Consider the following 26,749-nt stretch of genomic DNA (forward strand, 5'->3'; position numbering starts at 1 on the left):
GCCGGGATCGGGGCCTATTCCACTCCGATGAGCAGGGGCGGCGCGCCCGCGCCCGCGTGGTACGTGGTGGTGTCGACGGCCAGGTAGCCGCGCCGGACGTGGCCCTCCAGGTCGGGGGCGAGTCCGGGCGGGGTGTCGTCGGCGACGACGAGGGTGACGAGTTCGCCGCCGGCCGAGAGCATGCGGTCCAGGACGGTGCGGGCGGTCTCGGTCAGGTCCTTGCCGATGACGGCGACGTCGCCCTCGATGAGGCCGAGGACGTCGCCGGCCTGGCAGACGCCAGCCGAGGTGAAGGAGCGGCGTTCGGCGACGGCGAGTTCGGCGTAGCGGGTGGCTCCGGCGGCGGCCGTCATGGCGACGACGTCCTCGTCGAAGCGCCGGTCGGGTTCGTGGACGGCGAGGGCGGCGATGCCCTGGACGGCGGCCCGGGTCGGGATGAGGGCGACGCGGATGCCCTCGGCCCTGGCGCGTTCGGCGGCGGCGGCCGCGGTCTGGCGCAGCTCGGTGTCGTTGGGCAGGAGGACGACCTCGCGCGCGTGCGCCCGGCGGATCGCCTCCAGGAGTTCGTCGCCGGCGGGCGGTTCGCCGGGCCTGCTGCGGACGGTGGTCGCGCCGGCCTCGGCGCAGAGTCCGGCGAGGCCCTCGCCGGGGACGACGGCGACGACCGCGCGCTGGGCGCGTTCCGCGCGTCCGGCGCCGGACGGTTTCGCGGCCGCCGCGTCGGCCGCGAAGTGGGTGATGCGGATGCGGTGGGGCCGGCCGGCCTCGACGCCGGCCTCGACGGCGGCGCCCGCGTCGTCGACGTGGACGTGGACGTTCCACAGCCCGTCGCCGCCGACGACGACGAGGGAGTCGCCGAGGGCGTCGAGCCGGGCCCGCAGCAGGTCCACGGCGGCGTCCTCGGCCTCCAGGAGGTAGATCACCTCGTAGGCGGGTCCGGCCTCGCCGTCGCAGGCCGGGGCGGAGGCCGCCGGTACGGCCCGTACGTCCCCGAGGACCCGTACCGCGCTCGTCGTGGTCTCGGCGGGGTCCGGCGTCCGGCCGCCCACGGTGTCGACGAGCGCTCCGAGGACGGCGACCAGACCGCGTCCGCCGGCGTCCACGACCCCGGCCCGGCCGAGGACGGCCAGCTGGCCGGGGGTCGCCTCCAGGGCGGTCCTGGCCCCGCCGTGGGCCCGGGTGGCGACCTCCAGGAGGGTGCCGCCGTCCGCGCAGCCGGCCGCGGCGGCCGTGGCCACGGTGAGGACGGTGCCCTCCACGGGGTGGGCGACGGCCTGCCGGGCGGCGGCGGCCGCCTCGGCCAGGGCGCGGGCGAGGTGATCACCGTCACGTCCTTCGGCGAGGACGGCCGCCATGCCGCGCAGGAGCTGGGCGAGGATGGTGCCGGAGTTGCCCCGGGCGCCGAGCAGGGCGCCGTGGGCCATGGCCCGTACGGTCTCGGCGGTGTCGGGGGCGGAGGCGGCGAAGACGGCTTCGACGGCCTGTCGGGCGGCCTCGACCGTCAGGTACAGGTTGGTGCCGGTGTCCCCGTCCGCGACCGGGTAGACGTTGATCGCGTCGATCTCCTCGCGCTCCCGTCCGAGGGCGTCGAGGGCCCGTGCGCACCAGGTCCGGACCGCTTCGGCGTCGAGCTCGACGAGCTCCTCGTCAGGCTGAAGGGCTCGCGACAACGGGGGGTCCTCCTTCGGCGGTGAGCTCACCGCAGGGTAGACCCGGGGTGGCCCGCTCGTGACCCGGGCCCGGGGCGAGGTCCGCGGAGACCGTGGTAGTTTCGTTCCACCGAGGCAGGCGTTGTATGCTGCTTCGGTTGCCCGGTTCAAACCGGGCCGTTCCCCGGCAAGCCACTTCAGACTCCTGATTCCGGTGCGCCGGATTTCACTGTAAATCTGAAGTCTTTGGAGTGACCCGTGGCTGCCAACTGCGACGTCTGCGGCAAGGGGCCGGGCTTCGGCAACAACATTTCGCACTCGCACCGCCGTACGTCCCGTCGCTGGAACCCGAACATCCAGCGCGTGCGTGCCGTGGTCGGTCGGACGCCGAAGCGGCTCAACGTCTGCACCTCGTGCATCAAGGCCGGCAAGGTCTCGCGCTAATTGCGACGTTCCGTCGTAGCGCAGCCCCTGCGGTTGCCTTGAAAGGCCGGTTCACCTCGGTGAACCGGCCTTTTGCCATGCCCGAAAACTTCTGCCGCGCCCTGATGAGGGCGGGCCCCTCGGCGGTCAGGCCCGGAACCGCCAACCGTGGTCGACCGGTCCGATGCCCGCGCCCAGGGCGAACCCGGCGACGATCGCCCCGGTCACGTACTCCTTCGCCTCCCGCACCGCCTCCGGCACCGGCAGGCCCTTGGCGAGTCCGGAGGCGACCGCCGAGGCGAGCGTGCAGCCCGTCCCGTGGGTGTGCCGGTTGTCGTGGCGCGGGGCGCGCAGCCAGTGCTCCTCGGTGCCGTCCGTGAGCAGGTCCACGGCCTCCTGACCGGCGGGCAGGTGCCCGCCCTTGATCAGGACCCAGCGCGGTCCGTACGACAGCACCGCCTCGGCGGCCGTCCGCATGTCGCCCTCGTGGCCGACGTGGACGCCCGTGAGCTGCGTCACCTCGTCCAGGTTGGGGGTGGCGACGGTCGCCCGGGGCAGCAGCCGTCGGCGTACGGAGTCGAGCGCGGTCTCCGCGAGCAGCGGGTCGCCGTGCTTGGAGACGCCGACCGGGTCGACGACGACGGGGGCGTCGGTGTCCGCGAGGAGTTCGGCGACGGTCTCCACGAGGGCGGCGGAGGCGAGCATGCCGGTCTTCACGGCCTGGACGCCGATGTCGTCGACGACGGCCCGGTACTGGGCGCGCACGGCCTCCGCGGGGAGCTCCCAGACGCCCTGCACACCCCGGGAGTTCTGGGCGGTGACGGCGGTGAGCACGCTCATGCCGTGGACGCCGAGCGCGAGCATCGTCTTCAGGTCGGCCTGGATGCCGGCACCGCCGCCGGAGTCGGATCCGGCGACGGTGAGGACCAGAGGGGGATTCACTCCGTCTCTCCGAAGTGGTCCCAGCCGCCCACGCTGTGCCAGGGCGCGCCGTCCACGGTGACCTGCGGCAGCGCCGAGGGGTGGAGGACCTCACCGATGACCTTCCAGCGGGCGGGCAGCTTCACGTCCGGCGGGAAGGTGGCCACGATGGCGTGGTCCTCTCCCCCGGTGAGCACCCACTGCATGGGGTCGACGCCGACGGCCTGGCCGATGTCGTTCATCTGGGTGGGGATGTCGATGAGCCCCGAGCGCAGGTCGATGCGGACCTTGCTGGCCTCGGCGATGTGCCCGAGGTCGGCGATGAGGCCGTCGCTGACGTCGCACATGGCGGTGGCGCCGAGCCCGGCGGCGGCCGGGCCCGCGTGGTACGGCGGTTCGGGCCGGCGGTGGGCCTCGACGAAGGCGCGCGGGGAGCGGAAGCCGCGGGAGAGGACCGCGTATCCGGCGGCGGACCAGCCGAGCCAGCCGGTGTAGGCGACGACGTCGCCGGCCTTGGCACCGCCGCGGGTGACCGGGTCGTGGTTGCGGAGGTCGCCGAGCGCGGTGATGGAGACCATGATCGTGTCGCCGCGGACGACGTCGCCGCCGACCACCGCCGCGCCCGCGACCTGACATTCGTCGCGCAGCCCGTCCATGAGTTCCGTGGGCCATGTCACAGGGAGTTCGGCGGGGACGACGAGGCCGAGGAGGAGCGCGGTGGGGACCGCGCCCATGGCGGCGATGTCGGCGAGGTTCTGCGCGGCGGCCTTGCGGCCGACGTCGTAGGCCGTCGACCAGTCGCGGCGGAAGTGACGTCCTTCGAGCAGGATGTCCGTGCTGGCCACCACGCGCCGGTCGGGGGCGGAGACGACCGCGGCGTCGTCGCCGGGCCCGATCCGTACCGCCGGGGTGGAGGTGAGCCGGGACGTGAGCTCCCTGATGAGCCCGAACTCTCCCAGCTCTCCGACTGTGCCCTTCACCGCGTCTCACCTCGTGTCTTCGTGCCGGCCGGCGGGCGGGGGCGCGTCGTCTCGCGCCGCGGGTCGCGGGCCGTCACCGTGCTGGGTACCGTCAAGTAGACCGTCAACTTCTGTCCTGCGTACGCCACACCCCGAGCGCCTCCGGACGCGCGGGTCTCCCCGTGGCCCGCGGCGACGCGGTACCGTGGCGTCCCTTTCTCCCACAAGATCCTCGTGGTCGCCCTGGAGGTTCCGTGGTTCAGGCGTACATCCTCATCCAGACCGAGGTGGGCAAGGCGTCGACCGTCGCCGACACCATCTCCAAGATCCCGGGGGTCATCCAGGCCGAAGACGTCACAGGACCGTACGACGTGATCGTGCGCGCGCAGGCGGACACCGTCGACGAGTTGGGCCGCATGGTGGTCGCCAAGGTCCAGCAAGTGGACGGCATCACGCGCACCCTCACCTGCCCGGTCGTTCATCTGTAGCCCCCGTCTACGCTTGGCCGGTGACGTCTTCCCACCGGCCCTTCGGCCTGCCCGCCGCCGTCGCGGCCGCCGTCCTGTTGTCGGCCGCCGCCGGTTGTTCCTCACCGGACGCCGCGGCGTCCGCCGTGGTCCCGAACCCGCCGGCGGAGGAGGCCGCCCTCTGCCAGGCACTGGCGAAGGAGCTCCCCGAGACCGTGGCGGGCCTGGCGCGGAGTGACCCGGAGCCCGGCTCCGAGTTGACCGCCGGGTGGGGTGACGGTGCGATCGTACTGCGCTGCGGGGTCCCCCGGCCCGAAAAGATGAGCGACCCGAAGTCGCAGGGCGTCTCCGCGAACGGCGTGCGCTGGATGCTGGAGCAGCGCGAGGGCGACGGACCCCGTTTCACCTCGGTGTACCGCAGGACGTACGTCGAGGTGACGCTGGACGAGCGGTACGCGCACGACGCCGGTCCGCTCACGGATCTCGCGGGACCCGTGGAGCGGACCGTCCCGTGCGCCCTGGAGCCGGAGTGCGGGTGACCGCACCCCGGCGCCCCCGGTCCCGGTCCGTCTAGCGCAGGCCCGTGGAGCGGGTCAGCGCGGCCTGGATGAGCCGGTCGACGAGCTCGGGGTAGCTCACGCCGCTCTCCTGCCACATGCGCGGGTACATGGAGATGGGCGTGAAGCCCGGCATGGTGTTGATCTCGTTGATGACGAAGTCGCCGTCCTCGGTGAGGAAGAAGTCGGCGCGGACCAGGCCCTCGCAGGACACGGCCTCGTAGGCGGCGACGGCGAGGCGCTGGACCTCGGCGGTGGCCTCGTCCCCGATGGGGGCGGGCACGATGCCGGAGGCCGAGTCGATGTACTTGGCCTCGAAGTCGTAGAAGTCGTGGTCGGTGACCGGCGGGATCTCGGCCGGGACGCTGGCGCGCGGGCCGTCCTCGAACTCCAGGACGCCGCACTCGATCTCGCGGCCGCGCAGCAGCGACTCGACGAGGATCTTGGGGTCGTGGCGGCGGGCCTCCTCGATGGCCTCGTCCAGGCCGGAGAGGTCGTCGACCTTGGTGATGCCCATGGAGGAGCCGCCGCGGGCCGGCTTCACGAAGAGCGGCCAGCCGTGCTCGGCGGCGAACTCGACGATCTTCTTGCGGGCGGCGGCGGGGCTCTGCTCCCACTCGCGCGGCCGGATGACCTCGTACGGGCCGACGGGGAGGCCGAAGGAGACGAAGACCCGCTTCATGTACTCCTTGTCCTGGCCGACGGCGGAGGCGAGGACGCCCGCGCCGACGTAGGGGACGCCGGAGAGCTCCAGGAGGCCCTGGAGGGTGCCGTCCTCGCCGTAGGGGCCGTGGAGCACGGGGAAGACCACGTCGACCTCGCCGAGGGCCTTGGGCACGGCGCCGGGCTCGGTGAGGACGACCTCGCGGTTGGCGGGGTCCACGGAGAGGACGACGCCGCCCTCCTCGGACTCGGCCAGGTCGGCCACGTTCGGCAGGGCGCGGTCCGCGATGGCCATCCGCTCGGGGGCGTCGGCGGTGAGCGCCCAGCGCCCGTCCGTCGTGATGCCGATGGGCAGCACGTCGTACTTGTCCCGGTCGATGGCGCTCAGGACGGCGCCCGCCGTGACGACGGAGATGGCGTGCTCGGAGCTGCGTCCGCCGAAGACGACGGCCACGCGCGGCTTGCGGGGGCTCTGGGTGTTCTCGCTCATATCGCGATGAGCGTACCTTGCGGCTCCCGAACTGCTGAGCGCCCCGCTCGCACGCGCGCGTACGGCTCACACGGCCGGGCTCAGCGGCGTTCGGGCTTGGCCGAGCGCGACATGAGCTCCTTGAGGGCGACGACGGGCGGCTTGCCGTCGTGGACGATCGAGACGACGGTCTCGGTGATGGGCATGTCGACGCCGTGGCGGCGGGCCAGATCGAGCACGGACTCGCAGGACTTGACGCCCTCGGCGGTCTGCTTGGTGGCCGCGATGGTCTCCTGGAGGGTCATCCCCCGGCCGAGGTTGGTGCCGAAGGTGTTGTTCCGGGAGAGCGGCGAGGAGCAGGTGGCGACGAGGTCGCCGAGGCCCGCGAGGCCGGAGAAGGTGAGCGGGTCGGCGCCCATGGCGAGGCCGAGGCGGGTGGTCTCGGCGAGGCCGCGGGTGATGAGCGTGGCCTTGGAGTTGTCGCCGAGTCCCATGCCGTTGGCGATGCCGACGGCGAGGCCGATGACGTTCTTGACGGCGCCGCCGAGTTCGCAGCCCACCACGTCGGTGTTGGTGTACGGGCGGAAGTACGGGGTCATGCAGGCGGTCTGGAGCCGCTGGGCGACCGTCTCGTCGGAGCAGGCGACGACGGCGGCGGCGGGCTGCCGGGCGGCGATCTCCTTGGCCAGGTTGGGCCCGGTGAGGACGGCCACGCGGTCGGCGGGCACGTCGGCGACCTCGGTGATCACCTCGCTCATCCGCTTGGCGGTGCCGAGTTCGACGCCCTTCATGAGGGAGACGAGGACGGTGTCGGGGGCGAGCACCGGCCGCCAGGCGGCGAGGTTGCCGCGCAGGGTCTGGGAGGGGACGACGAGGACGGTGAAGTCGGCGTCCGCGGCGGCCTCGGCGGGGTCCGCGGTGGCCGTGATGCCCTGCGGGAGTTCGACGCCCGGCAGGTAGTCGGGGTTGACCCGGCCGGTGTTGATCTCCTTGGCGAGTTCGGCGCGGCGGCCCCAGAGGCTCACCTCGCAGCCCGCGTCGGCGAGCACCATGGCGAAGGCGGTGCCCCAGGATCCGTTGCCGAAGACGGCTGCCCTGGTCACTTGGCGCCCTCCCCGGCGGCCCTGCGCCGCTGCTCCAGGCGGGCCTTGCGGTGGTCGTACGGCTCGGCGGGCGCCTTCTCGCCGCGGACCTCCTCCAGGAGGGCGGTGATGGCGGCCATGATGACCTCGGTGGCCTCGCGCAGGACGTCGGGCGTGGGCTCCAGGCCGTGGAAGCGGGAGAGGTCGACGGGCGGTCCCGCCTGCACGATCAGCGTCTTGCGGGGGAACAGGCGGAGCTTGTTCTCCTTGGCGTACGGCGGCATCGCGAGGTTGGCGCCCCACTGGGCCACCGGGATGACGGGGACCTGGGTGAGCAGCGCGACGCGGGCGGCGCCGGTCTTGCCGGCCATGGGCCACATCTCGGGGTCGCGGGTGAGGGTGCCCTCCGGGTAGAAGGCGACGCACTCGCCGCGCTCGATGGCGTCGACGGCGGCGCGGAAGGCGTCGAGCGCGTTGGTCGTCTCGCGGTAGACCGGGATCTGGCCGGTGTTGCGGAGCATCGTGGCGACGAAGCCGCCCTTGAAGAGTCCGGCCTTGGCGAGGAAGCGCGGGACCCGGCCGGTGTTGTACTGGTAGTGCGCGTAGGACAGCGGGTCCAGGTAGGAGTTGTGGTTGACCGCGGTGATGAAACCGCCGTCGGCCGGAATGTGCTCCATACCGCGCCAGTCCCGCTTGAACAGAACCACCAGGGGGGGTTTGGCGATGACCGCCGCGAGGCGGTACCAGAAGCCGATTCTGCGGCGGGGCACTCGGACACCTTTCTCCGGGACTGGCTGGCAGGGGGTCAAGTGTCGCCCCATGCTCCTGGTCTGTCGAGTGACACCGTACGCCCCGGGACCTCCGGTCGACCGCGTGGGCGGGACAGAATGGCCCCGATGAAGACGCTGCCCCCGATGCGCACCGGCGCCGACGACGGCTGGTCCCTGGTCGTCCCCCTGAAGCCCCTCGCCCTGGCCAAGAGCAGGCTGGCGGCCACGGCGGGCGCGCGGCTGCGTCCCCGGCTCGCGCTGGCGTTCGCCGAGGACACCGTGGAGGCGGTGCTGAACTGCGCGCGCGTGCGCGATGTGGCGGTCGTCACGGACGATCCGGTGGCCGGCGCGGCGCTCGCGGCGCTGGGCGCGCGGATCGTGCCGGACTCCCCGGCGGCGGGGCTCAACGCGGCGCTGGCGCACGGGGCGCGGGCCGTGCGTTCCGGGCGGCCGCACGCGCGCGTGGCGGCGCTCAACGCGGACCTCCCGGCGCTGCGGCCCGCGGAGCTGACCCGGGTCCTGGACGCGGCCGGAAATTTTACGAGGGCATTTCTCTCGGATGCCGCCGAAATAGGTACGACATTCCTCTCGGCGGCGCCGGGGGCGGAATTGGAACCGGCATTCGGGGGCGCGTCGAGGCTGCGGCATTTGTCTTCGGGGGCGGCCGAAATCCGGCTCGCCGGGGTGGATTCCGTACGCCGGGACGTGGACACCGGGGAGGATCTGGCGGCGGCGCTGGCGCTGGGGCTCGGTCCGCGGACGGCCGCCCGGTGGGCGACGGCGGCCGGATAGGCTGCGGTCCATGCAGGCGACCGCGTTCACGTACGACCCCGAGACCCGCAGCGGCAGTGTGCTGCTCGACGACGGCACCCCCGTGGAGTTCGGGGCGGAGGCCTTCGAGGCGGGCGGGCTGCGGTTGCTGCGGCCGGGGCAGCGGGTGCGGATCGAGACCGAGCCCGGCACGTCGGGCGCGGGGCTCCGGATCACCCTGGTGACGCTGCAGACCTTCTGAGACGCGCCGCGGGCCGGGCTCCCGGAGGGGAGCCCGGCCCGGCGGGTCGGTACCGCGCGTCCTACTTCTTGGCGGCGGTCTTCTTGGCGGTCGTCTTGCGCGCCGTCGTCTTCTTGGCGGGCGCCTTCGTCGCCGTGGCCTTCTTCGCGGCCGGCGCGGTCTTCTTGGCGGTGGCCTTGGTCGCCTTCTTCGCGGTGGCGGCCGTGGTGGTCTTCTTGGCGGCGGCGGTGGTCTTCTTCGTCGCGGCCGTCGTGGCCTTCTTCGCCGGGGTCGCCTTCTTCGCGGCGGCCGCGGTGGTCTTCTTGGCGGCGGCGGTGGTCTTCTTCACCGCGGCCGTCGTGGCCTTCTTCACGGGGGTCGCCTTCTTCGCGGCGGCCTTCTTGGCGGTGGTGGCCTTCTTGGCGGCGGCCTTCTTCACGGTCGCGGAGGCGCCACCGGTGAGGCTGCCCTTGGGGGCCTTCTTGACGGAGACCTCGCCGCCCTTGGGGAGCTTCTTCGAGCCGCTGACCAGGTCCTTGAAGCCCTGACCTGCACGGAAGCGCGGGACGGAGGTCTTCTTGACCCGGACGCGCTCACCCGTCTGCGGGTTGCGGGCGTAGCGGGCCGGCCGGTCGACCTTCTCGAACGAGCCGAAACCGGTGACCGAGACCCGGTCACCGGCCACCACGGCGCGCACGATGGCGTCGAGCACGTGGTCGACGGCTTCGGCGGCCTGCTGACGACCGCCCATCTTGTCGGCAATCGCTTCTACGAGCTGCGCCTTGTTCACGTCTTCCCCTTCGGAGACATTGCCAGAACGAAAGTGTTCAAGCTTTTTCGCACGTTAGGCATGTATATACCGCAAATCAAACACGAAACGGTCTAATCACCCTAGTGCCGCAACGCGGAAGTTCCGTTGCGGAGTTCCTGGTGTCAGTCGTCCTCTGGGAATCGGCCCTCATCGAGGTCCTTCATCAACCGGTCGAGACGCGTGGCCGCGTCCTTGAGATCGTGCTTCGCCGCTGCCGTGACGACCAGCAGCTTCCGGGACAGCGCCATCCTTACGCCCTCCGGGACTTGCAGTGAGCGCACCCTTGTGTGCGCTTCCTTCAATCGGGCGGCGACTGCCTCGTAGAGCTCGAGTTGGCTGTCGCGTTCCATGCACCGATTGTGCCATCTAGGGCGAGTTGTCGCCCGACAGGGTCTCAACAAGCGACTGCGCCCCCCACCGGTCGGTGGGGGGCGCAGTCTTGGAAAAGCGCTGCTCAGAACGTAATTGTACGGGGCTTGAAGGCCGGTCGAGCGGCCTCGTAGGCAGCGATGTCCGCTTCGTTCTGAAGGGTGAGGCTGATGTCGTCGAGACCGTTGAGCAGTCGCCAGCGGGCGTTCTCGTCGAGCTCGAAGTCGGCCTCGATCCCGGCGGCCAGAACCTTGCGGGTCTCCAGGTCGACGGTGATCTCGGCGGTCGGGTCGGCCTCGGTCAGCTCCCAGAGGGCGTCCACCGTCTCCTGCGGGAGGACGACGGTGAGCAGGCCGTTCTTCAGCGAGTTGCCGCGGAAGATGTCGGCGAAGCGGGAGGAGATGACCGCCTGGAAGCCGTAGTTCTGGAGCGCCCAGACGGCGTGCTCGCGGGAGGAGCCGGTGCCGAAGTCGGGGCCGGCGACCAGGACCGTGGCGCCCTGCCGCTCGGGGCGGTTGAGGACGAACTCGGAGTCCTTGCGCCAGGCCTCGAAGAGACCGTCCTCGAAGCCGTCGCGGGTGACCTTCTTCAGCCAGTGCGCCGGGATGATCTGGTCGGTGTCGACGTTGCTGCGACGCAGCGGGACGGCCCGGCCGGTGTGCGTGGTGAAAGCTTCCATGGTTCCTCAGACCCCCGCGGTGGTGGCGACGTCGGACAGATCGGCCGGGGAGGCCAGGTGGCCCAGGACGGCGGTGGCGGCGGCGACCTGGGGGGAGACCAGGTGGGTGCGGCCGCCCTTGCCCTGCCGGCCCTCGAAGTTGCGGTTGGAGGTGGACGCGGAGCGCTCACCGGGGGCCAGTTGGTCGGGGTTCATGCCCAGGCACATGGAGCAGCCCGCGTGCCGCCATTCGGCGCCGGCCTCCTTGAAGACCTTGTCCAGGCCCTCCTCGACGGCCTGCAGGGCGACCCGGACCGAGCCGGGGACGACCAGCATGCGGACGCCGTCGGCGACCTTGCGGCCCTCCAGGAGGGAGGCCGCGTTGCGCAGGTCCTCGATGCGGCCGTTGGTGCAGGAGCCTACGAAGACGGTGTCGACCTTGATGTCGCGCAGCGGCTGCCCGGCGGTCAACCCCATGTACTCCAGGGCCTTTTCGGCGGCGAGGCGCTCCGAAGCGTCTTCGTACGAAGCCGGGTCGGGGACGTTCGCCGAAAGCGGCGCGCCCTGGCCCGGGTTGGTGCCCCAGGTGACGAACGGCGCCAGCGCAGCCGCGTCGATGACGACCTCGGCGTCGAAGACCGCGTCCTCGTCGGACTTCAGGGTCTTCCAGTACGCGACGGCGGCGTCCCAGTCCTCGCCCTCGGGGGCGTGGGCGCGGCCCTTCAGATAGGCGAAGGTGGTCTCGTCGGGGGCGATCATGCCCGCGCGGGCGCCGGCCTCGATCGACATGTTGCAGATGGTCATCCGGGCCTCCATCGAGAGCTTCTCGATGGCGGAGCCGCGGTACTCCAGGATGTAGCCCTGGCCGCCGCCGGTGCCGATCTTCGCGATGATCGCCAGGATCAGGTCCTTGGCGGTGACGTCCTCGGGCAGCTCGCCGTCGACCGTGATCGCCATGGTCTTGGGGCGGGCCAGCGGCAGCGTCTGGGTGGCGAGCACGTGCTCGACCTGGCTGGTGCCGATGCCGAACGCCAGCGCGCCGAAGGCGCCGTGCGTGGAGGTGTGCGAGTCGCCGCAGACCACGGTGGTGCCGGGCTGGGTCAGGCCCAGCTGGGGGCCCACGACGTGGACGACGCCCTGCTCGACGTCGCCGAGCGGGTGCAGCCGGACGCCGAATTCGGCACAGTTCTTGCGGAGGGTCTCCAGCTGGGCGCGGGAGACCGGGTCGGCGATCGGCTTGTCGATGTCGAGGGTGGGGGTGTTGTGGTCCTCGGTCGCGATGGTGAGGTCGAGGCGCCGCACCTGCCGGCCGTTCTGCCGGAGACCGTCGAAGGCCTGGGGGCTGGTCACCTCGTGCAGCAGGTGCAGATCGATGAAGAGGAGGTCGGGCTCGCCCTCGGCGCGCCGGACGACGTGGTCGTCCCAGACCTTCTCCGCGAGTGTCCTACCCATCGCTTTCCCTCCGGCCGACGTCTACGCCGGCACAACTAGAGACCCGTTTCGCGGGCCGTTGTGCGGCCGCATCACCAGGGTCACAGGTTCCGAGAAAAATTGAACTTGCGTTTCACAGAGTGAGACGCGAATATCGTTGCATGGACAACTCTAGCGGCGTAGGCGTTCTCGACAAGGCAGCCCTTGTCCTGAGCGCCCTGGAGTCCGGTCCGGCCACCCTCGCAGGACTGGTCGCGGCGACGGGACTCGCACGACCCACGGCCCACCGACTGGCCGTGGCACTGGAACACCACCGGATGGTGGCGCGTGACATGCAGGGCCGGTTCATCCTCGGACCGCGCCTGGCGGAGCTCGCCGCCGCGGCCGGCGAGGACCGCCTGCTCGCGACCGCGGGCCCGGTTCTGACGCATCTGCGCGACGTCACCGGCGAGAGCGCCCAGCTCTACCGACGCCAGGGCGACATGCGCATCTGCGTGGCGGCGGCCGAGCGGCTCTCGGGCCTGCGGGACACCGTCCCGGTCGGCTCGACGCTGACCATGAAGGCCGGCTCGTCCGCGCAGATCCTGATGGCCTGGGAGGAGCCCGAGCGGCTGCACCGCGGCCTCCAGGGCGCCCGCTTCACGGCGACGGCCCTGTCGGGCGTACGGCGCCGCGGCTGGGCCCAGTCGATCGGCGAGCGGGAGCCGGGCGTGGCGTCCGTCTCCGCGCCCGTACGCGGTCCCTCGAACCGCGTGGTGGCCGCCGTCTCGGTCTCGGGCCCCATCGAGCGTCTGACGCGCCACCCGGGCCGTATGCACGCCCAGGCGGTCATCGACGCCGCCGCCCGTCTCTCCGAGGCGCTCCGCCGCAACGGCTGAGCTCCGCCGTCCCTCCTGTTCGTCCCGGCCCACCGCTCCAACGCCGCAGCGGTGGGCCGGAGTTGTGTGCGCGGTACCGAACAGCGAAGAAGCCCTCCCCCGAAGGGAAGGGCTTCTTCGTCTTGTACCCCCGACCGGATTCGAACCGGCGCTACCGCCTTGAGAGGGCGGCGTGCTAGGCCGCTACACAACGGGGGCAAGATCTTGCTTCCACGCGACGGATCGCCTGGATTTACTGCGCTGGCCTACCTGGACTCGAACCAAGACTAACTGAACCAGAATCAGTCGTGCTGCCAATTACACCATAGGCCACTGGTGGTTTAGACCAGTTGGTACCCCCGACCGGATTCGAACCGGCGCTACCGCCTTGAGAGGGCGGCGTGCTAGGCCGCTACACAACGGGGGCCCTAGCGATCCTGCATCGAGACCACCGGGAGCTACCCAGGTGATCCCGCGGGAAGGATCTGTACCCCCGACCGGATTCGAACCGGCGCTACCGCCTTGAGAGGGCGGCGTGCTAGGCCGCTACACAACGGGGGCTTCGTGGATGCCATCCACAGGTGCAGATGAGCTCTGCGAGCTGGCCTACCTGGACTCGAACCAAGACTAACTGAACCAGAATCAGTCGTGCTGCCAATTACACCATAGGCCACCGGAACTTGATCACTTCGATAAGGGATCCTGCTCGGCTTGCGCTTCCGGGGCTTTCCGGCCTTTCGGCCCGTTCCCCTCGGCGCAGAAAGAACATTACCCGAAGGTGGACGGTGCTCCAAAACGCGTATCCGCACGCAGCAGCGCGGGCAGCTGGCGGAGGTCGGTGATCCGGGTCAGCTCGGGCCTCCCGCCGGTCCCCGCGCGGTCCAGCCAGATCCCCCGGAGGCCCGCCTCCACGGCGCCCCGGGCGTCGATGTCCGGGTGGTCCCCGACGTACGCCACCTGGTGGGGGCGCAGGTCGAGGAGGGTGCAGGCGGCGTGGAAGGCCTCCGCGGCGGGCTTGGCCACCCCCAGCTCGGCGGCGCACACCACGGCCTCGAAGCGGTCCCGTACGCCCAGCGCGCGGAGCTTGTGGTCCTGGTTGTGGATGCTGGAGTTGGACAGCACTCCGTGGCGGTAGTCCCGGGCCAGCAGGTCGAGGACGGGCACGGTGTCGGGGAAGAGCTCCCAGGCGGCCTCGTAGTGGACCACGTACCGGTCGAACCAGTCGTCGGCCTCGGCGGCGGTGAGCGCCGGCCGCCCGAGGAAGTCCCGCACCCGGTCGCGCCGCTGGTCCCGGAAGTCCCCGCCCTCGGCCTCGTACCGGCGCCAGTGCAGCTCCGTGAGCTCCTTCCAGCGCCGCAGGGCCTCCTCGGCGGAGCCCCAGGCGTCCAGCAGCCCCTCGGCGGCGAGGTGCGCCCGCATCCCGGTCCGGTCCGCGCTCGCGTAGTCGAAGATCGTGTCGTCGATGTCCCAGAGCACCGCGCGGATGGTCATGGGGACGACGGTACCCCCGCCCGCGGGCGCGGGACGGGGGTACCGGTGCGTAGTACGGCGCGGATCAGCCGGCGAGCTTCGCCAGGGTCGCGTCGATGCGGGCCAGGGTCTTCTCCTTGCCCAGGATCTCCAGGGACTCGAAGAGCGGCAGGCCGACCGTGCGGCCGGTGACGGCCACGCGGACCGGGGCCTGCGCCTTGCCGAGCTTGAGGCCGTGGACCTCGCCGGCGGCCAGGACGGCGTTCTTGAGGGACTCGGGGTCGCTCCAGTCGGCCGCGTCGAGCTTCTCGCGGGCGGTGGTGAGCAGGGCCGCGGGCTCGCCCTTCATGGCCTTGTCCCACGAGGGCTGGTCGAAGACCGGCTCGGACAGGAAGAGGAAGTCCACGTTGGCCGTGATGTCCGAGAGGACGGTCACGCGGGTCTGGGCGTGCGGCGCGATGGCCTCCCAGGCGGCCTGGTCGAAGTCCTCGGGGGCCCAGGGGGCGTGCGGGGCGCGGAGCCAGGGCTCGCAGGCCGCGGCGAAGGCCTTCACGTCCAGCATCCGGATGTGGTCGGCGTTGATCGACTCGGCCTTCTTGAGGTCGAAGCGCGCCGGGTTGGCGTTGACGTCGGCGATGTCGAACTTCGCCACCATCTCGGGGATGGTGAAGATGTCCTGGTCGGCCGAGAAGGACCAGCCGAGGAGCGACAGGTAGTTCAGCAGGCCCTCGGGGAGGAAGCCGCGCTCCCGGTAGAGGTTGAGGGAGGCCTGCGGGTCGCGCTTGGAGAGCTTCTTGTTGCCCTCGCCCATCACGTACGGCAGGTGGCCGAAGGAGGGGATCTCCTTGGCGATGCCCAGCTCGATCAGCGCCTTGTAGAGCGCGACCTGGCGCGGGGTGGAGGAGAGCAGGTCCTCGCCGCGGAGGACGTGGGTGATCTCCATCAGGGCGTCGTCGACCGGGTTGACCAGGGTGTACAGCGGGGCGCCGTTGGCCCGGAGGATGCCGTAGTCCGGCACGTTGTCCGGGGTGAAGGTGAGCTCGCCGCGGACCAGGTCGGTGAAGGTGATCGGCTCGTCGGGCATCCGGAAGCGGACGATCGACTCGCGGCCCTCGGCGCGGTAGCGCTCGATGCGCTCGGCACTCAGGTTGCGGCAGGTGCCGTCGTAACCGGACGGCTTGCCGGCCAGGCGGGCGGCGTCGCGGCGGGCTTCCAGCTCCACGGCGGTGCAGAAGCAGTGGTACGCGTGACCGCCGGCGAGCAGCTTGTCCGCGACGTCCTTGTAGATGTCCATCCGCTGCGACTGGCGGTACGGCGCGTGGGGGCCGCCGATCTCGGGGCCCTCGTCCCAGTCGAGGCCGAGCCAGCGCAGCGAGTCGAGCAGCTGGTTGTACGACTCCTCGGAGTCGCGCGCAGCGTCGGTGTCCTCGATGCGGAAGACCATGGTGCCCTGGTTGTGCCGGGCGAAGGCCCAGTTGAAGAGGGCGGTGCGGACCAGGCCCACGTGGGGGTTGCCGGTCGGCGAGGGACAGAAACGGACGCGGATGTTCGCGTTAGCCACGCTTGATCACCTTATTGGTGAGAGTGCCGATGCCTTCGATGGTGACGGCGACCTCGTCGCCGACGTTGAGGGGGCCGACTCCGGCGGGGGTGCCGGTGAGGATGACGTCGCCGGGGAGCAGCGTCATGGCCTCGGTGATGTGGACGACCAGGTCCTCGATGGAGCGGATCATGTCGCTCGTCCGACCCAGCTGGCGCTGTTCGCCGTTGACCGTGGCCTGGATGGTCAGGTCGCTCGGGTCGAGGTCGGTCTCCACCCAGGGGCCCAGGGGGCAGGAGGTGTCGAAGCCCTTGGCACGGGCCCACTGCTTCTCGCGCTGCTGGACGTCGCGGGCGGTGACGTCGTTGGCGCAGGTGTAGCCGAAGACGACGTCCTTCACGCGCTCACGGGGCACCTCACGGCACATGCGGCCGATGACGACGGCCAGTTCGGCCTCGTGGTGCAGCTCGTCGGAGAAGGAGGGGTACTCGATGGCGTCGCCGGGGCCGATCACCGAGGTGGTGGGCTTGAAGAAGGCGACGGGGACGTCGGGGACCTCGTTGCCGAGTTCGGCGGCGTGCTCGGCGTAGTTGCGGCCGATGGCCACGACCTTGTTGGGGAGCACGGGCGGCAGGAGCCGTACCTTGCTCAGCGGGACCTTGGTGCCGCTGAGCTCGAAGTCGGTGTACGGGATGCCCTTGATGATGTCGAGGACGAGGCCGCCGGACTCGACGGTTCCCTCGCCCTCGACGGCGCCGAAGGCCACATTGCCGTCGATGGAGAATCTGGCGATGCGCACGAGTGCTGTCGCCCCTCACTTGCTACTGGCTGGAGTCTGACGCTCCAGGCTAACGCGGCGAGGGGGCGGCCGACCGGCGATATCACCGGTGCCGATGCGGGAGCCGGGGGCAGGCCCTGACGCCCCGGGTGTCAGCGGGTCGCGGAGGCGTACGGCTGGGGCTCGTAGGGAGCGGGGGCCTGCATCAGGATGGTGCGGCGCGGGTTGGCCGTGTTGCCGGGCAGCTCCGCCGAGTACTCCGGCTGGGCGCCCCGGCCGAGCTCTGCGGCGTCCGAGAGGTGGACGAGGGTGGAACGGCGGGGGTTGGCCGTGGTGCGGAGCGTCGTCGTCTTCATCGCGGTGATCAGACCTTGTTCCGGGAGAGGCGCCCGTACGGGCGCGAAGGGGTGTAAAGCGTCAGGCTAAACATGCGATTCCCTTCGAATGCATGGCTGAGGCATCGATTTGGGTGTGAGTTTGCTCACCACTGGCGTTACATTCCGGGCATTGCGGACCGCCCCCGGTCGTCACGGAAAGGGACATTACGTCATTGAACGAGCCATTCCGCTCCTGATCATGTCGACTGGGACACACGGGGATGCCCGACCATTGGGACAGAAAAGTCCGAATCCTCCGTGATCATCTTCTACATGGGGTGACGCATCGTGCACGCGTTGTCATCCCCCTCCCGCCGCGACACGCGGCTCTTGTTGGAGATCCGGCACTGTGCTGGAATTCCACGCACCGCCGCGGGTTTCAAGCCGGCGCGCAGAGGGCGCAACGCAGCGCCGGCCGCGTGGCGGGAAAGGGGGAACTGCGCCGGTCACCGACGACCACCTGGGGTGCGCCACGCACCCCGATCGACGCCGACACCGTCCTCTCCGTTCATCCGGAAGGACGCCTGGTCCAGAGGTTGCGACGCTAGTGCAGGGACGTTTCAAGAGGGATGGCTCGGGGTCTCCCCAGGCCCGCCAGGGCCGAGCGGATGCTCCGGCGGAGCAGGAACCGCGTGCCGGGACCGACCGCGGTCCCTCGGCCCCGCACACCCCGAACCAGGGTCAGGGACCGTCCGGCGGCGGCGGTGAGGGCGGCAGGCGCGCGAGCGCCGCGGCCACCTCCGCCGAGCCGTCCGCCGCTCCCCCCAAGGTCCGGGCCGAGAACGAGGTCGGCCCCCGAATAGCCCTGCGCAACTGGCGCATCTCCACGCGCCTCGTCGCGCTCCTCACCCTCCCCGTGGTCGCGGCGACCACCCTGGGCGGCATCCGCATCAGCGACTCGCTCCAGGACATGGAGCAGCTCGACCACATGCAGCTGCTCACCAAGCTGACCCGAGAGGCCACGGGCCTCGCCCAGGCCCTGCAGGCCGAGCGCGACCTGTCCGCCGGCCCGCTGGCCAACGGCCGCCCGGTCAGCGACTACCAGGTCGCCAACCCGCGCCGGAAGACGGACCGCGAGTACAAGGCCTTCCTGGAGGCCACCGAGGACATCCCGGCCACCGAGGGCGACGAGGCGCTGCGCAGCATCCGCCAGAACGTCAGCCAGATCGCCTCGCAGGTCACCGAGCTCCACTCCATCCGGGGCAGCGCCTACGAGAAGGGCGTCTCGCACTCGGTGACGGTCGAGGCCTACAGCCGCCTCATCCGCTCGCTCCTCAGCCTGTCCCAGGACATGGCGCAGGCGACCAGCAACCCCGAGATGATCAAGCGGACCCGCGCGCTCGCCGCGTTCTCGTCCGCCAAGGAGTACGCCTCCATCCAGCAGGCGATCATCGCGTCCGCGCTTCCCCCGAGCGACCGGACCTCCGGCAAGCTCCAGCAGGGTGACCGCCTCTACGGCGAGGCCGCCCTCAACAGTGAGGGCGTCGAGCTCAAGTCCTTCCAGGCGATCTACGAGTCGACCGGCGGTGACGCCGCCGAGCGGACCGAGTCGCTGAACAGCGGCGACCCGTCGATCAACGCCGCCAACAAGTACGCCGAGCGCGTGCTGAACTCGGACGACGCGATGCCGAACGGCCCGCGCCGAGGTCACCTGAACTTCACCGACGAGTACAGCACCAAGATCTCCGCCATGAACCGCATCGAGGCGGGTCTGCTCGGCGACATGGAGACGATGGCCCGTGAGCTGAAGCAGGAGTCTCAGCGCGACGCCATCATCAACGGTGCCCTGATCCTCCTCGTCCTCGGCGTCTCGCTCATCGGCGCCTTCGTCGTGGCCCGGTCCATGATCCGCTCGCTGCGCCGGCTGCAGGACACCGCGACCAAGGTCGCCCAGGACCGCCTGCCCGAGCTCGTCAAGCAGCTCTCCGAGTCCGACCCGCAGGACGTCGACACCTCCGTCGAGTCCGTCGGTGTGCACTCCCGCGACGAGATCGGCCAGGTGGCCGCGGCCTTCGACGACGTGCACCGCGAGGCGGTCCGCCTCGCCGCCGAGCAGGCCCTCCTCCGGGGCAACGTCAACGCGATGTTCACCAACCTCTCGCGCCGTTCCCAGGGCCTCATCCAGCGTCAGCTCTCGCTCATCTCCGAGCTGGAGTCCCGCGAGGCCGACCCGGACCAGCTCTCCTCGCTGTTCAAGCTCGACCACCTCGCGACCCGTATGCGCCGGAACGGCGAGAACCTCCTCGTCCTCGCCGGTGAGGAGCCGGGCCGTCGCTGGACCCGCCCGGTCCCGCTGGTCGACGTCCTCCGTGCCGCCGCCTCCGAGGTGGAGCAGTACGAGCGCATCGAACTGGCCGCGGTCCCGGCGACCGAGGTCGCCGGCCGCGTCGTCAACGACCTCGTGCACCTCCTCGCCGAGCTGCTCGAGAACGCCACCTCGTTCTCCTCCCCGCAGACCAAGGTCCGGGTCACCGGTCACGCCCTGCCCGACGGCCGCGTGCTCGTCGAGATCCACGACACCGGCATCGGCCTCTCCCCCGAGGACCTCGCCGCGATCAACGAGCGGCTCGCCTCGCCGCCCACCGTGGACGTCTCCGTCTCCCGCCGCATGGGCCTGTTCGTGGTCGGCCGCCTGTCCCTGCGACACGGCATCCGGATCCAGCTGCGCCCGTCCGACTCGGGCGGCACCACCGCGCTCGTCATGCTCCCCGTCGACGTCGCCCAGGGCGGCAAGAAGCCCATGCCCAAGCCGGGCGCGGGCGGCCAGGGCGCGATGCCGCAGGGCCAGGGCGCCTCGGCCCCCGGCGGCCGTCTCCCCGGCGGCCCCGGCGCGGCCGGTGGCCCCGGCGGCGGACGTCCGGGCCAGGGCGGTGCCCCGTCCTCGACGGCCGGCCGCCTCGGTGCCGGTGCCGGTGCCACACGCGGTCAGGTCGGTACGAGCGGTCCCCGGGCCGCGCTGCCCGCCCGTGACGGCGCGCCCCAGCCCCGCACCCCGCAGCCGCAGAACGCCCAGTCGGAGCAGACCGGCCGGCTGCCGCAGGCCCCGCAGGCTCCCCAGTCGCCCGACGCGCTGCGTCCGGGCCCCGGCGGGGGCGGCCTCATCGGCGGCGCCGCGAGCGCCATCCCGTCCCGTACGGACGTGTGGGGCAACCAGTCCGGCCCGCAGGCACCGCAGCAGCCGCAGCAGCCGCAGCAGCCGCAGGGCAACCAGCAGGGCGGCTACGACCTCCCGCGCGCCGAACTGCCCGGCGGCGACCCGCAGGCGCAGCAGCAGCGCCCGCAGGCCGCGAGCTGGGGCAACGACCCGCAGCAGCAGCCGGTCCGGCGCCCGCAGCAGGAGATGTCCCCGCTGGACGCCCCGCGCGGTCACGAGGAGCCGGAGTCGGCGGGCCTGTTCGGGTCCCCGGCGGCTCCGCAGGGCCCCGGTTCCACGGGCCAGTTCCCGCGCCCGGACTTCGGCGCCCCGCAGCAGCCCCAGCAGCAGTTCCCGCAGCAGCAGGCCCCGCAGGCCTACCAGGGCGGTGCGCAGGACCCGGCGTCGACGGCGCAGTTCCCGCGCCCCGACTTCGGTGCTCCGCAGGGTCCCGGCTCCACCGGCCAGTTCCCGCGCCCGGACTTCGGCGCCCCGCAGCAGCCCCAGCAGCAGCAGGCCCAGCAGCCCCAGGCGTACCAGGGCGGCCAGCAGCAGTTCGGCCGGCAGCCCTTCGTGCCGCAGGCGCAGCAGCAGGCCCCGCAGGCCCAGCCCCCGGCGCCGCGCCAGCGGGGCGGCAACGACTTCGGTGCCCCGCGTCCGGCCGAGCCGGCCGGCCGGCAGCCGCAGCAGCCTCAGCTCCAGCAGCCGCGCCGGCCGGAGGCCCTGCCGCCGGCCGGTGGCGCGGGCGACGGTCGTACCCCGCTGTACGACACGCTCGAGACCAGCTGGTCGCACCAGGAGCAGGCGCGACAGGCGGATCCGGCGCAGACGATGCAGACCCCGGTCGTGTCGCAGCCGTCCGCTCCGGCGCCCCGTCCGGCCGGTGACCCGGCCGGTGACGGCGGCCGCCAGAACGGCGGGGCCGCCTGGCGGACCTCGCCCAACGACGAGCTGGTGCGCCAGGCGGAGCGGGTGCGCAAGCCCGCGGCCGGCGGCGTCACCACCTCCGGTCTTCCGCGCCGTGTGCCGAAGGCCAACCTCGTACCCGGGACCGCACAGGAGCAGGCCCACACGGCCGGCCCCCAGGTCTCGCGTGCACCCGACGACGTCCGCGGCCGGCTCACCAATCTGCGCCGCGGCATCCAGCAGGGCCGCCAGGCCGGCAACTCGACCACGGGTAGCCACCACCTCGGTCCGAACCATCAGCAGGAGCGTTAGTTGAACGCGATGAGCCAGGCGGCGCAGAATCTGAACTGGTTGATCACCAACTTCGTGGACAACACCCCCGGGGTGTCCCACACAGTGGTGGTCTCCGCCGACGGACTCCTGCTGGCCATGTCCGAAGGATTCCCCCGCGACCGCGCCGACCAGCTGGCGGCGGTCGCATCCGGACTGACCTCGCTGACCGCGGGCGCGTCCCGGATCTTCGAGGGTGGTCCCGTGGCACAGACCGTGGTGGAGATGGAGCGCGGCTTCCTCTTCCTCATGCAGGTCTCCGACGGCTCCTCGCTGGCCGTGCTCGCTCACCCCGAGTGCGACATCGGCCTCGTGGGCTACGAGATGGCGCTGCTGGTCGACCGGGCCGGCAGCGTCCTCACCCCGGATCTCCGTGCGGAGCTCCAGGGCAGCCTGCTCCACTAGGTCACGCACGGCGGACGGACCCCACATCCGTCCGCATCGACCGATCCGCAGGGCGGTACGCCCCTCCGTACCGTTCTGGACACTGTTCATCGTCCGGCCGCCCCACCCGGCCCCCCACCGGCCCCATCAGACGGCAGAAGTCTTGCTGTCACGCCCGGAGGATTCATGACCCCGCCCCCCGCCTCTCACGATCCGTACGGCGCCTCAGTCGACGAGTACGGGTACGAGGGCGACCAGCCGCTGGTGCGTCCGTACGCGATGACCGGCGGCCGGACCCGGCCGCGCTACCAGCTCGCCATCGAGGCGCTGGTCAGCACCACGGCCGACCCGGCACACCTCGCCACGCTCCTTCCGGAGCACCAGCGGATCTGCCACCTCTGCCGCGAGGTCAAGTCGGTGGCCGAGGTGTCGGCCCTCCTGTCGATGCCGCTCGGTGTCGCCCGGATCCTCGTGGCCGACCTGGCGGAGGCCGGCATGGTGGCGATCCACCAGCCGGGCAACGGAGAGACCGGCGGCACGCCGGACGTCACACTGCTCGAAAGGGTGCTCAGTGGACTTCGCAAGCTCTAGCGGCGGCGCGGCCAGATCGACCACCAGCGCGAAGATCGTGGTGGCGGGCGGCTTCGGCGTGGGCAAGACCACGTTCGTCGGCGCCGTCTCGGAGATCAACCCGCTGCGTACCGAAGCCGTCATGACCTCCGCGTCGGCCGGCATCGACGATCTGACGCACACCGGTGGCAAGACGACGACGACCGTCGCCATGGACTTCGGCCGCATCACCCTCGACCAGGACCTGATCCTGTACCTCTTCGGTACCCCGGGTCAGGACCGCTTCTGGTTCATGTGGGACGACCTCGTCCGCGGCGCCATCGGCGCCGTCGTCCTGGTCGACACCCGCCGCCTCGCCGACTGCTTCCCCGCCGTCGACTACTTCGAGAACAGCGGTCTCCCCTTCGTCATCGCCCTCAACGGCTTCGACGGAGCCCAGCCCTACCAGCCGGAGGAGGTCCGCGAGGCCCTCCAGATCGGCCCCGACACCCCCATCATCACCACCGACGCCCGCCACCGCGCCGACGCCAAGAGCGCCCTCATCACGCTCGTCGAGCACGCCCTCATGGCACGCCTCAAGTAAAGGGACCGGTCAGGGCAGTTGTCATATGCCGCTGCCAGGGGCGGTCTGTGTCCTTCGACACGGCCGTCCCCGTGTTCATAACGTTTCGACAGAGAATTGGGGCGCCCCGGACACCCGACGCATCCGGTCGGTGTCACTGCGCTCACATGAGCCCCGCCTTTTGGCGGGGCTCGCTCTTTATGCCCGTTTTATGCGAGGCCTGGACCACTGAAAGGGGCCGCTTCCCACTGTTTGGAACGGACCCCCTTCACGTGCTGCAATTCATGAACTCCCGAGTAGTACGGCCCTGAACGAAACACCGGCACAACGTAGGTGCCGACGCCGAGAGGTTGTTGGTCGAGTGAGGCGAAGCAAGGAAAGCTCCGCGGAGCAGGAGACGCGGGGCAACTTCACGCCGCCGTCGCGTACGGCGATGTCGCCCGCGGACGTGCCCGTGACGCCGCCCCCCGTGGAGGCTCCCAAGGGCAGCTCCAGCAAGCTCTCGCCGCGCAACTGGCGGGTGCCCACCCGGCTGAACGCGATCCTTTGCATACCCGTGCTCACCGGCCTCGTCATGGGCAGCTTCCAGGTCAAGTCGGCCATCGACACCTGGCAGGAGGCGCAGGACGCCGAGAAGACGGCGCTCATCGTGCGCGCCGCCTCGGAGTACGGCACCGCCCTGCTCAACGAGCGCGACCTCACCGCCGGCCCCCTGCTGGTCGCGAAGACCCCCGAGGACCGCAAGGTCGACGAGGTCACCCGGGCGTACGCCGCGACCGACTCCGCCAAGTCCAAGTTCGACGAGGCCGTCAAGAACATGCCGTCGGGCCAGGGCCTGGAGCGTCGTCTGCGGCTCTTCCAGGACGAGGAGCCGAAGCTGGAGACGCTGCGCAAGGCCGCGTACACCCGCTCCCTCGACCCGGTGAACACCCAGCTCGGCTACACGAGCGTGCAGCACTACCTGATGGAGTTCTCCAACGAGCTCGGTCTGGGCACCGGGAACATCACCAGCTACGGCCGCACCGTCTACGCGATCCAGCTCTCGAAGGGCGCGGAGTCCCTCCAGCGCTCCATCGGCACCCAGCTCCTGGTCCGGCCCAGCCACGACGAGGCCGTCTTCGCCCAGCAGTCCGTGGCGTTCAACTCGTACAACTACCTGGAGCAGATCGCCCTCGGCGAGTTCAGCTCCGGTGGTCTGCCCGAGGACGTCGACCTCCTCAAGAAGGTCATGGCCGGCAAGGCCGCCGACGGCGAGAAGCGGATGGCCGCGGCCGGCATCGAGCTCCCCAAGGGCAAGGACGGCTCCGTCTACTCCGGCGTCGCCTCCCAGATCGGCACCGCCAAGGGCTCCGACGGCATCAAGGAGCTGAAGGGCAAGGGCATCACGCCCGAGACCTGGATGGCCGTCGCCACCGCCAAGTTCGACGGCTACAGCGAGGTCGAGAAGACCCTCGTCGACAAGGCCGTGACCGAGGCCGCCGCCATCTCCGACGAGGCCAAGAGGGACGCCTGGGTCAACGGCGGCATCGTCGTCGTCGCCCTGCTCGCCGCCTTCATCCTGGCCGGGATGATGGCCCGCCAGATGAGCCGCTCGATGCGCGAGCTGCGGAACGCCGCCTTCGGCATCGCCGAGCAGCGCCTGCCGATGCTGGTCGACCAGCTCTCCCGCACGGAGCCGGGCCGCGTCGACACCCGCGTCCAGCCCATCCCGATCGACTCGCAGGACGAGATCGGCGAGGTCGCCCGCGCCTTCGACCAGGTCCACCGCGAGGCCGTCCGGCTCGCCGCCGAGCAGGCCATGCTCCGCGGCAACGTCAACGCGATCTTCACGAACCTCTCGCGCCGCAACCAGTCGCTGATCGAGGGCCAGCTGACCCTCATCACCGACCTGGAGAACAACGAGGCCGACCCGGACCAGCTGGAGAACCTCTTCAAGCTGGACCACCTGGCCACCCGTATGCGCCGCAACGGCGAGAACCTCCTCGTCCTCGCCGGCGAGGAGCCGGGCCGCCGCTGGGACCAGCCGGTCCCGCTGGTCGACGTCATGCGCGCCGCCTCCTCCGAGGTGGAGCAGTACGAGCGCATCGAGCTGGCCGGCGTCCCGGAGGCCGAGATCCACGGCCAGGCCGTGACCGACCTCGTGCACCTGCTCGCCGAGCTCCTGGAGAACGCCACCACGTTCTCCTCCCCCCAGACCAAGGTCCGCGTCACCGCGACCCGTCTGCCCGACGGCCGCGTGATGGTCGAGATCCACGACAAGGGCATCGGCCTCACCGCCGAGGACTTCGCGGACATCAACCACAAGCTGGCCAACCCGCCCACCGTGGACGCCGCCGTCTCGCAGCGCATGGGCCTCTTCGTGGTCGGCCGGCTCGCCGACCGGCACGGCATCCGGGTCCAGCTCCGCCCCTCGGGCGAGCAGGCCGGGACGACCTCGCTGGTCATGCTGCCGGACGCGATCACGCACGGCGGTGGCGGCGAGCAGCCGCTCCAGGACGACTTCACCGTCTCGCAGATCATCCCGCAGCAACAGCAGCAGAACGCCTTCGAGAGCGCCGCGCCGCAGCCGATGCTCACCGCGGCCGACCTCGGCTTCGACGACTCGCGCTACGAGCAGCCGGCCGAGGAGGAGCGCCAGCTCGACCCGGTCAACCGCTCGCTCCAGCGCGAAGGGCGGCGTGCCGCCCTGGAGGCCCAGGCGCAGGGCGGCGACCGTCCGCTCTTCCGCGACGAGACGGAGCCTGCGGAGCAGTACGGCCAGGGCCAGGAGTACGACCAGGGCCAGGAGTACGGGCAGCAGCAGGCCCAGGAGTACCCGGCGGAGCAGTACCCGGCGCAGGAGTACGGCCAGGAGTACGCGGCCGGCTACCCGCAGCAGGACGGCTTCCAGCAGCAGGACGCCTACCCGCAGCAGGAGGGCTACGCCTACCCGCAGCAGGGTTACGAGGCGTACCCGCAGCAGGGCTATGCGGAAGCCTCGTACGAGACCTCGGGAACCGAACACCAGCAGTACGGCAATGCGTTCGATCCCCAGCCCCACCAGGCAGAGTGGTCGGATCAGAACGCTTACCAGGGTGGCTACGGACAGGATTTCGGAGCGGAACCGGAATCTGCTCCGAGCGCTCCCGAACAGGCCCCCGAGCGCGTAGGCTTCGACCGTCCGGGCCCGACCGCGAGTCCCGCCCCGGACGCCGGACACGCGCTGACCGACGCCGGTCTGCCGCGCCGCGGCAGCGTCGCCCCGCAGACGCAGCAGGTGCCGCAGCAGGCGCCGCAGCAGCCGAAGCCCGCGCAGCCGGTGCAGCAGCAAGACGCAGCCCACGGCTCCGACGAATGGCGCTCGACCAACGACGAGCGCTGGCAGCGGGCCGGAAAGCTCAAGGACCCCAAGGCGGGCGGGGTCACCTCGTCCGGTCTCCCCCGGCGGGTCCCGAAGGCCAACCTGGTCGAGGGGACGGCTGAGCAGACCCCGCAGGGCGGCCCCCAGGTCTCCCGCGCACCCGAGGACGTACGGGGCAGGTTGAGCAACCTGCGCCGGGGCGTCCAGCAGGGGCGCAGCGCGGGAACGGACACGAACGGATCGGGCCTCGGCCCGGGCAGTACCTACAACCAGGAGCGTTAG

The 26,749-nt window shown here is 71.3% G+C and carries 25 protein-coding genes and 5 tRNA genes; 11 read left to right on the forward strand and 19 right to left on the reverse strand.

Annotation, left to right across the window (positions count from 1 at the left end; genetic code table 11):
- Nucleotides 1-14: 14 nt before the first annotated feature.
- On the reverse strand, nucleotides 15-1,670 hold the full coding sequence (locus tag BLW86_RS11195) for a DAK2 domain-containing protein (RefSeq protein WP_093873905.1): 1,656 nt from the start codon (nucleotides 1,668-1,670) through the stop codon (nucleotides 15-17).
- A gap of 237 nt (nucleotides 1,671-1,907) precedes the next feature.
- Between BLW86_RS11195 and rpmB the strand changes: the two genes are divergently transcribed.
- Complete coding sequence (gene rpmB / locus BLW86_RS11200; protein ID WP_003957616.1) at nucleotides 1,908-2,093, forward strand: 50S ribosomal protein L28; 186 nt, start codon at nucleotides 1,908-1,910, stop codon at nucleotides 2,091-2,093.
- 126 nt (nucleotides 2,094-2,219) lie between these two features.
- Here rpmB and thiD read toward each other — a convergent pair whose 3' ends face one another.
- Both thiD and BLW86_RS11210 read right to left on the reverse strand, forming a co-directional pair.
- Nucleotides 2,220-3,014, reverse strand: a complete 795-nt coding sequence (gene thiD, locus BLW86_RS11205; protein WP_093873906.1) for a bifunctional hydroxymethylpyrimidine kinase/phosphomethylpyrimidine kinase — start codon at nucleotides 3,012-3,014, stop codon at nucleotides 2,220-2,222.
- Nucleotides 3,011-3,973, reverse strand: coding sequence for a thiamine-phosphate kinase (locus tag BLW86_RS11210; RefSeq protein ID WP_093873907.1), 963 nt, complete (start codon nucleotides 3,971-3,973; stop codon nucleotides 3,011-3,013). The genes thiD and BLW86_RS11210 overlap by 4 nt, the downstream gene beginning before the upstream one ends.
- A 233-nt stretch (nucleotides 3,974-4,206) precedes the next feature.
- On the opposite strand from BLW86_RS11210, the gene BLW86_RS11215 reads away from it, so the two are divergent.
- Together BLW86_RS11215 and BLW86_RS11220 are read left to right on the forward strand one after the other, a co-directional pair.
- Nucleotides 4,207-4,440, forward strand: coding sequence for an Lrp/AsnC family transcriptional regulator (locus tag BLW86_RS11215; protein ID WP_017947604.1), 234 nt, complete (start codon nucleotides 4,207-4,209; stop codon nucleotides 4,438-4,440).
- Between the two features lie 20 nt (nucleotides 4,441-4,460).
- Complete coding sequence (locus BLW86_RS11220; protein ID WP_093873908.1) at nucleotides 4,461-4,958, forward strand: DUF3515 domain-containing protein; 498 nt, start codon at nucleotides 4,461-4,463, stop codon at nucleotides 4,956-4,958.
- Between the two features lie 31 nt (nucleotides 4,959-4,989).
- On the opposite strand, the gene BLW86_RS11225 is transcribed toward BLW86_RS11220, so the two are convergent.
- The 3 genes from BLW86_RS11225 to BLW86_RS11235 form a co-directional block, all read right to left on the reverse strand.
- Nucleotides 4,990-6,129, reverse strand: coding sequence for a D-alanine--D-alanine ligase family protein (locus BLW86_RS11225; protein ID WP_093873909.1), 1,140 nt, complete (start codon nucleotides 6,127-6,129; stop codon nucleotides 4,990-4,992).
- An 80-nt stretch (nucleotides 6,130-6,209) separates the two neighbouring features.
- The gene (locus tag BLW86_RS11230; RefSeq protein ID WP_093873910.1) at nucleotides 6,210-7,211 is read right to left on the reverse strand and encodes an NAD(P)H-dependent glycerol-3-phosphate dehydrogenase; all 1,002 of its coding nucleotides are present in this window, start codon (nucleotides 7,209-7,211) and stop codon (nucleotides 6,210-6,212) included.
- Complete coding sequence (locus tag BLW86_RS11235) at nucleotides 7,208-7,960, reverse strand: lysophospholipid acyltransferase family protein (protein WP_093873911.1); 753 nt, start codon at nucleotides 7,958-7,960, stop codon at nucleotides 7,208-7,210. Before BLW86_RS11235 ends, BLW86_RS11230 begins: the two co-directional genes overlap by 4 nt.
- A gap of 126 nt (nucleotides 7,961-8,086) precedes the next feature.
- On the opposite strand from BLW86_RS11235, the gene cofC reads away from it, so the two are divergent.
- Together cofC and BLW86_RS11245 are read left to right on the forward strand one after the other, a co-directional pair.
- Complete coding sequence (cofC, locus tag BLW86_RS11240; protein ID WP_256341281.1) at nucleotides 8,087-8,752, forward strand: 2-phospho-L-lactate guanylyltransferase; 666 nt, start codon at nucleotides 8,087-8,089, stop codon at nucleotides 8,750-8,752.
- Nucleotides 8,753-8,762: 10 nt separating this feature from the next.
- On the forward strand, nucleotides 8,763-8,972 hold the full coding sequence (locus tag BLW86_RS11245; RefSeq protein ID WP_093873913.1) for a hypothetical protein: 210 nt from the start codon (nucleotides 8,763-8,765) through the stop codon (nucleotides 8,970-8,972).
- A gap of 61 nt (nucleotides 8,973-9,033) precedes the next feature.
- On the opposite strand, the gene BLW86_RS11250 is transcribed toward BLW86_RS11245, so the two are convergent.
- From BLW86_RS11250 to leuC, 4 genes are all read right to left on the reverse strand, one after another.
- Nucleotides 9,034-9,741 carry an HU family DNA-binding protein gene (locus BLW86_RS11250; protein ID WP_093873914.1) on the reverse strand — a complete coding sequence of 236 codons (708 nt, stop codon included), beginning with the start codon at nucleotides 9,739-9,741 and terminating at the stop codon, nucleotides 9,034-9,036.
- 143 nt (nucleotides 9,742-9,884) lie between these two features.
- Nucleotides 9,885-10,112 carry an SCO5555 family protein gene (locus BLW86_RS11255; RefSeq protein WP_015036430.1) on the reverse strand — a complete coding sequence of 76 codons (228 nt, stop codon included), beginning with the start codon at nucleotides 10,110-10,112 and terminating at the stop codon, nucleotides 9,885-9,887.
- Nucleotides 10,113-10,216: 104 nt separating this feature from the next.
- The gene (gene leuD, locus BLW86_RS11260; protein ID WP_093873915.1) at nucleotides 10,217-10,810 is read right to left on the reverse strand and encodes a 3-isopropylmalate dehydratase small subunit; all 594 of its coding nucleotides are present in this window, start codon (nucleotides 10,808-10,810) and stop codon (nucleotides 10,217-10,219) included.
- Between the two features lie 6 nt (nucleotides 10,811-10,816).
- Nucleotides 10,817-12,241 carry a 3-isopropylmalate dehydratase large subunit gene (gene leuC, locus BLW86_RS11265; RefSeq protein WP_030690682.1) on the reverse strand — a complete coding sequence of 475 codons (1,425 nt, stop codon included), beginning with the start codon at nucleotides 12,239-12,241 and terminating at the stop codon, nucleotides 10,817-10,819.
- A 140-nt stretch (nucleotides 12,242-12,381) separates the two neighbouring features.
- Here leuC and ndgR point away from each other — a divergent pair, with 140 nt between their 5' ends.
- On the forward strand, nucleotides 12,382-13,098 hold the full coding sequence (ndgR, locus tag BLW86_RS11270; RefSeq protein WP_005311436.1) for an IclR family transcriptional regulator NdgR: 717 nt from the start codon (nucleotides 12,382-12,384) through the stop codon (nucleotides 13,096-13,098).
- A 125-nt stretch (nucleotides 13,099-13,223) separates the two neighbouring features.
- On the opposite strand, the gene BLW86_RS11275 is transcribed toward ndgR, so the two are convergent.
- The 9 genes from BLW86_RS11275 to BLW86_RS11315 form a co-directional block, all read right to left on the reverse strand.
- Nucleotides 13,224-13,296 (reverse strand) — tRNA-Glu (locus BLW86_RS11275).
- A gap of 42 nt (nucleotides 13,297-13,338) precedes the next feature.
- Nucleotides 13,339-13,410, reverse strand: a tRNA-Gln gene (locus BLW86_RS11280).
- A gap of 18 nt (nucleotides 13,411-13,428) precedes the next feature.
- Nucleotides 13,429-13,504 (reverse strand) — tRNA-Glu (locus tag BLW86_RS11285).
- 61 nt (nucleotides 13,505-13,565) lie between these two features.
- Nucleotides 13,566-13,638, reverse strand: a tRNA-Glu gene (locus BLW86_RS11290).
- A gap of 40 nt (nucleotides 13,639-13,678) precedes the next feature.
- Nucleotides 13,679-13,750: transfer RNA gene (locus BLW86_RS11295), tRNA-Gln, on the reverse strand.
- A 95-nt stretch (nucleotides 13,751-13,845) separates the two neighbouring features.
- Nucleotides 13,846-14,568 carry an HAD family hydrolase gene (locus BLW86_RS11300; protein ID WP_093873916.1) on the reverse strand — a complete coding sequence of 241 codons (723 nt, stop codon included), beginning with the start codon at nucleotides 14,566-14,568 and terminating at the stop codon, nucleotides 13,846-13,848.
- Between the two features lie 64 nt (nucleotides 14,569-14,632).
- Nucleotides 14,633-16,108, reverse strand: a complete 1,476-nt coding sequence (gene gltX / locus BLW86_RS11305; protein WP_093873917.1) for a glutamate--tRNA ligase — start codon at nucleotides 16,106-16,108, stop codon at nucleotides 14,633-14,635.
- Nucleotides 16,101-16,886: a fumarylacetoacetate hydrolase family protein gene (locus tag BLW86_RS11310; RefSeq protein WP_093873918.1), complete on the reverse strand. Its 786-nt coding sequence runs from the start codon at nucleotides 16,884-16,886 to the stop codon at nucleotides 16,101-16,103. Before BLW86_RS11310 ends, gltX begins: the two co-directional genes overlap by 8 nt.
- Nucleotides 16,887-17,017: 131 nt before the next feature.
- Nucleotides 17,018-17,221 carry a hypothetical protein gene (locus tag BLW86_RS11315; RefSeq protein WP_093873919.1) on the reverse strand — a complete coding sequence of 68 codons (204 nt, stop codon included), beginning with the start codon at nucleotides 17,219-17,221 and terminating at the stop codon, nucleotides 17,018-17,020.
- Nucleotides 17,222-17,789: 568 nt separating this feature from the next.
- On the opposite strand from BLW86_RS11315, the gene BLW86_RS11320 reads away from it, so the two are divergent.
- The 5 genes from BLW86_RS11320 (at nucleotide 17,790) to BLW86_RS11340 (ending at nucleotide 26,749) form a co-directional block, all read left to right on the forward strand.
- Nucleotides 17,790-21,593 carry a sensor histidine kinase gene (locus BLW86_RS11320; RefSeq protein ID WP_093873920.1) on the forward strand — a complete coding sequence of 1,268 codons (3,804 nt, stop codon included), beginning with the start codon at nucleotides 17,790-17,792 and terminating at the stop codon, nucleotides 21,591-21,593.
- Between the two features lie 9 nt (nucleotides 21,594-21,602).
- The gene (locus tag BLW86_RS11325) at nucleotides 21,603-22,016 is read left to right on the forward strand and encodes a roadblock/LC7 domain-containing protein (protein ID WP_015036421.1); all 414 of its coding nucleotides are present in this window, start codon (nucleotides 21,603-21,605) and stop codon (nucleotides 22,014-22,016) included.
- A 165-nt stretch (nucleotides 22,017-22,181) separates the two neighbouring features.
- Nucleotides 22,182-22,586: a DUF742 domain-containing protein gene (locus tag BLW86_RS11330; RefSeq protein ID WP_024756254.1), complete on the forward strand. Its 405-nt coding sequence runs from the start codon at nucleotides 22,182-22,184 to the stop codon at nucleotides 22,584-22,586.
- The gene (locus BLW86_RS11335) at nucleotides 22,567-23,148 is read left to right on the forward strand and encodes a GTP-binding protein (RefSeq protein ID WP_017235981.1); all 582 of its coding nucleotides are present in this window, start codon (nucleotides 22,567-22,569) and stop codon (nucleotides 23,146-23,148) included. The genes BLW86_RS11330 and BLW86_RS11335 overlap by 20 nt, the downstream gene beginning before the upstream one ends.
- A gap of 340 nt (nucleotides 23,149-23,488) precedes the next feature.
- Nucleotides 23,489-26,749, forward strand: coding sequence for a sensor histidine kinase (locus BLW86_RS11340; RefSeq protein WP_093873921.1), 3,261 nt, complete (start codon nucleotides 23,489-23,491; stop codon nucleotides 26,747-26,749).

The organism is Streptomyces sp. TLI_105 (assembly GCF_900105415.1).
In the GTDB taxonomy this organism is placed as follows: domain Bacteria; phylum Actinomycetota; class Actinomycetes; order Streptomycetales; family Streptomycetaceae; genus Streptomyces.

Bases quoted from the DNA above. Each gene is read 5' to 3' on its own strand.
- BLW86_RS11225 (WP_093873909.1), bottom strand. From the start codon at position 6,129: ATGAGCGAGAACACCCAGAGCCCCCGCAAGCCGCGCGTGGCCGTCGTC.
- cofC (WP_256341281.1), top strand. From the start codon at position 8,087: ATGAAGACGCTGCCCCCGATGCGCACCGGCGCCGACGACGGCTGGTCC.
- BLW86_RS11245 (WP_093873913.1), top strand. From the start codon at position 8,763: ATGCAGGCGACCGCGTTCACGTACGACCCCGAGACCCGCAGCGGCAGT.
- BLW86_RS11255 (WP_015036430.1), bottom strand. From the start codon at position 10,112: ATGGAACGCGACAGCCAACTCGAGCTCTACGAGGCAGTCGCCGCCCGA.
- leuD (WP_093873915.1), bottom strand. From the start codon at position 10,810: ATGGAAGCTTTCACCACGCACACCGGCCGGGCCGTCCCGCTGCGTCGC.
- leuC (WP_030690682.1), bottom strand. From the start codon at position 12,241: ATGGGTAGGACACTCGCGGAGAAGGTCTGGGACGACCACGTCGTCCGG.
- ndgR (WP_005311436.1), top strand. From the start codon at position 12,382: ATGGACAACTCTAGCGGCGTAGGCGTTCTCGACAAGGCAGCCCTTGTC.
- BLW86_RS11300 (WP_093873916.1), bottom strand. From the start codon at position 14,568: ATGACCATCCGCGCGGTGCTCTGGGACATCGACGACACGATCTTCGAC.
- BLW86_RS11315 (WP_093873919.1), bottom strand. From the start codon at position 17,221: ATGAAGACGACGACGCTCCGCACCACGGCCAACCCCCGCCGTTCCACC.
- BLW86_RS11325 (WP_015036421.1), top strand. From the start codon at position 21,603: ATGAGCCAGGCGGCGCAGAATCTGAACTGGTTGATCACCAACTTCGTG.
- BLW86_RS11330 (WP_024756254.1), top strand. From the start codon at position 22,182: ATGACCCCGCCCCCCGCCTCTCACGATCCGTACGGCGCCTCAGTCGAC.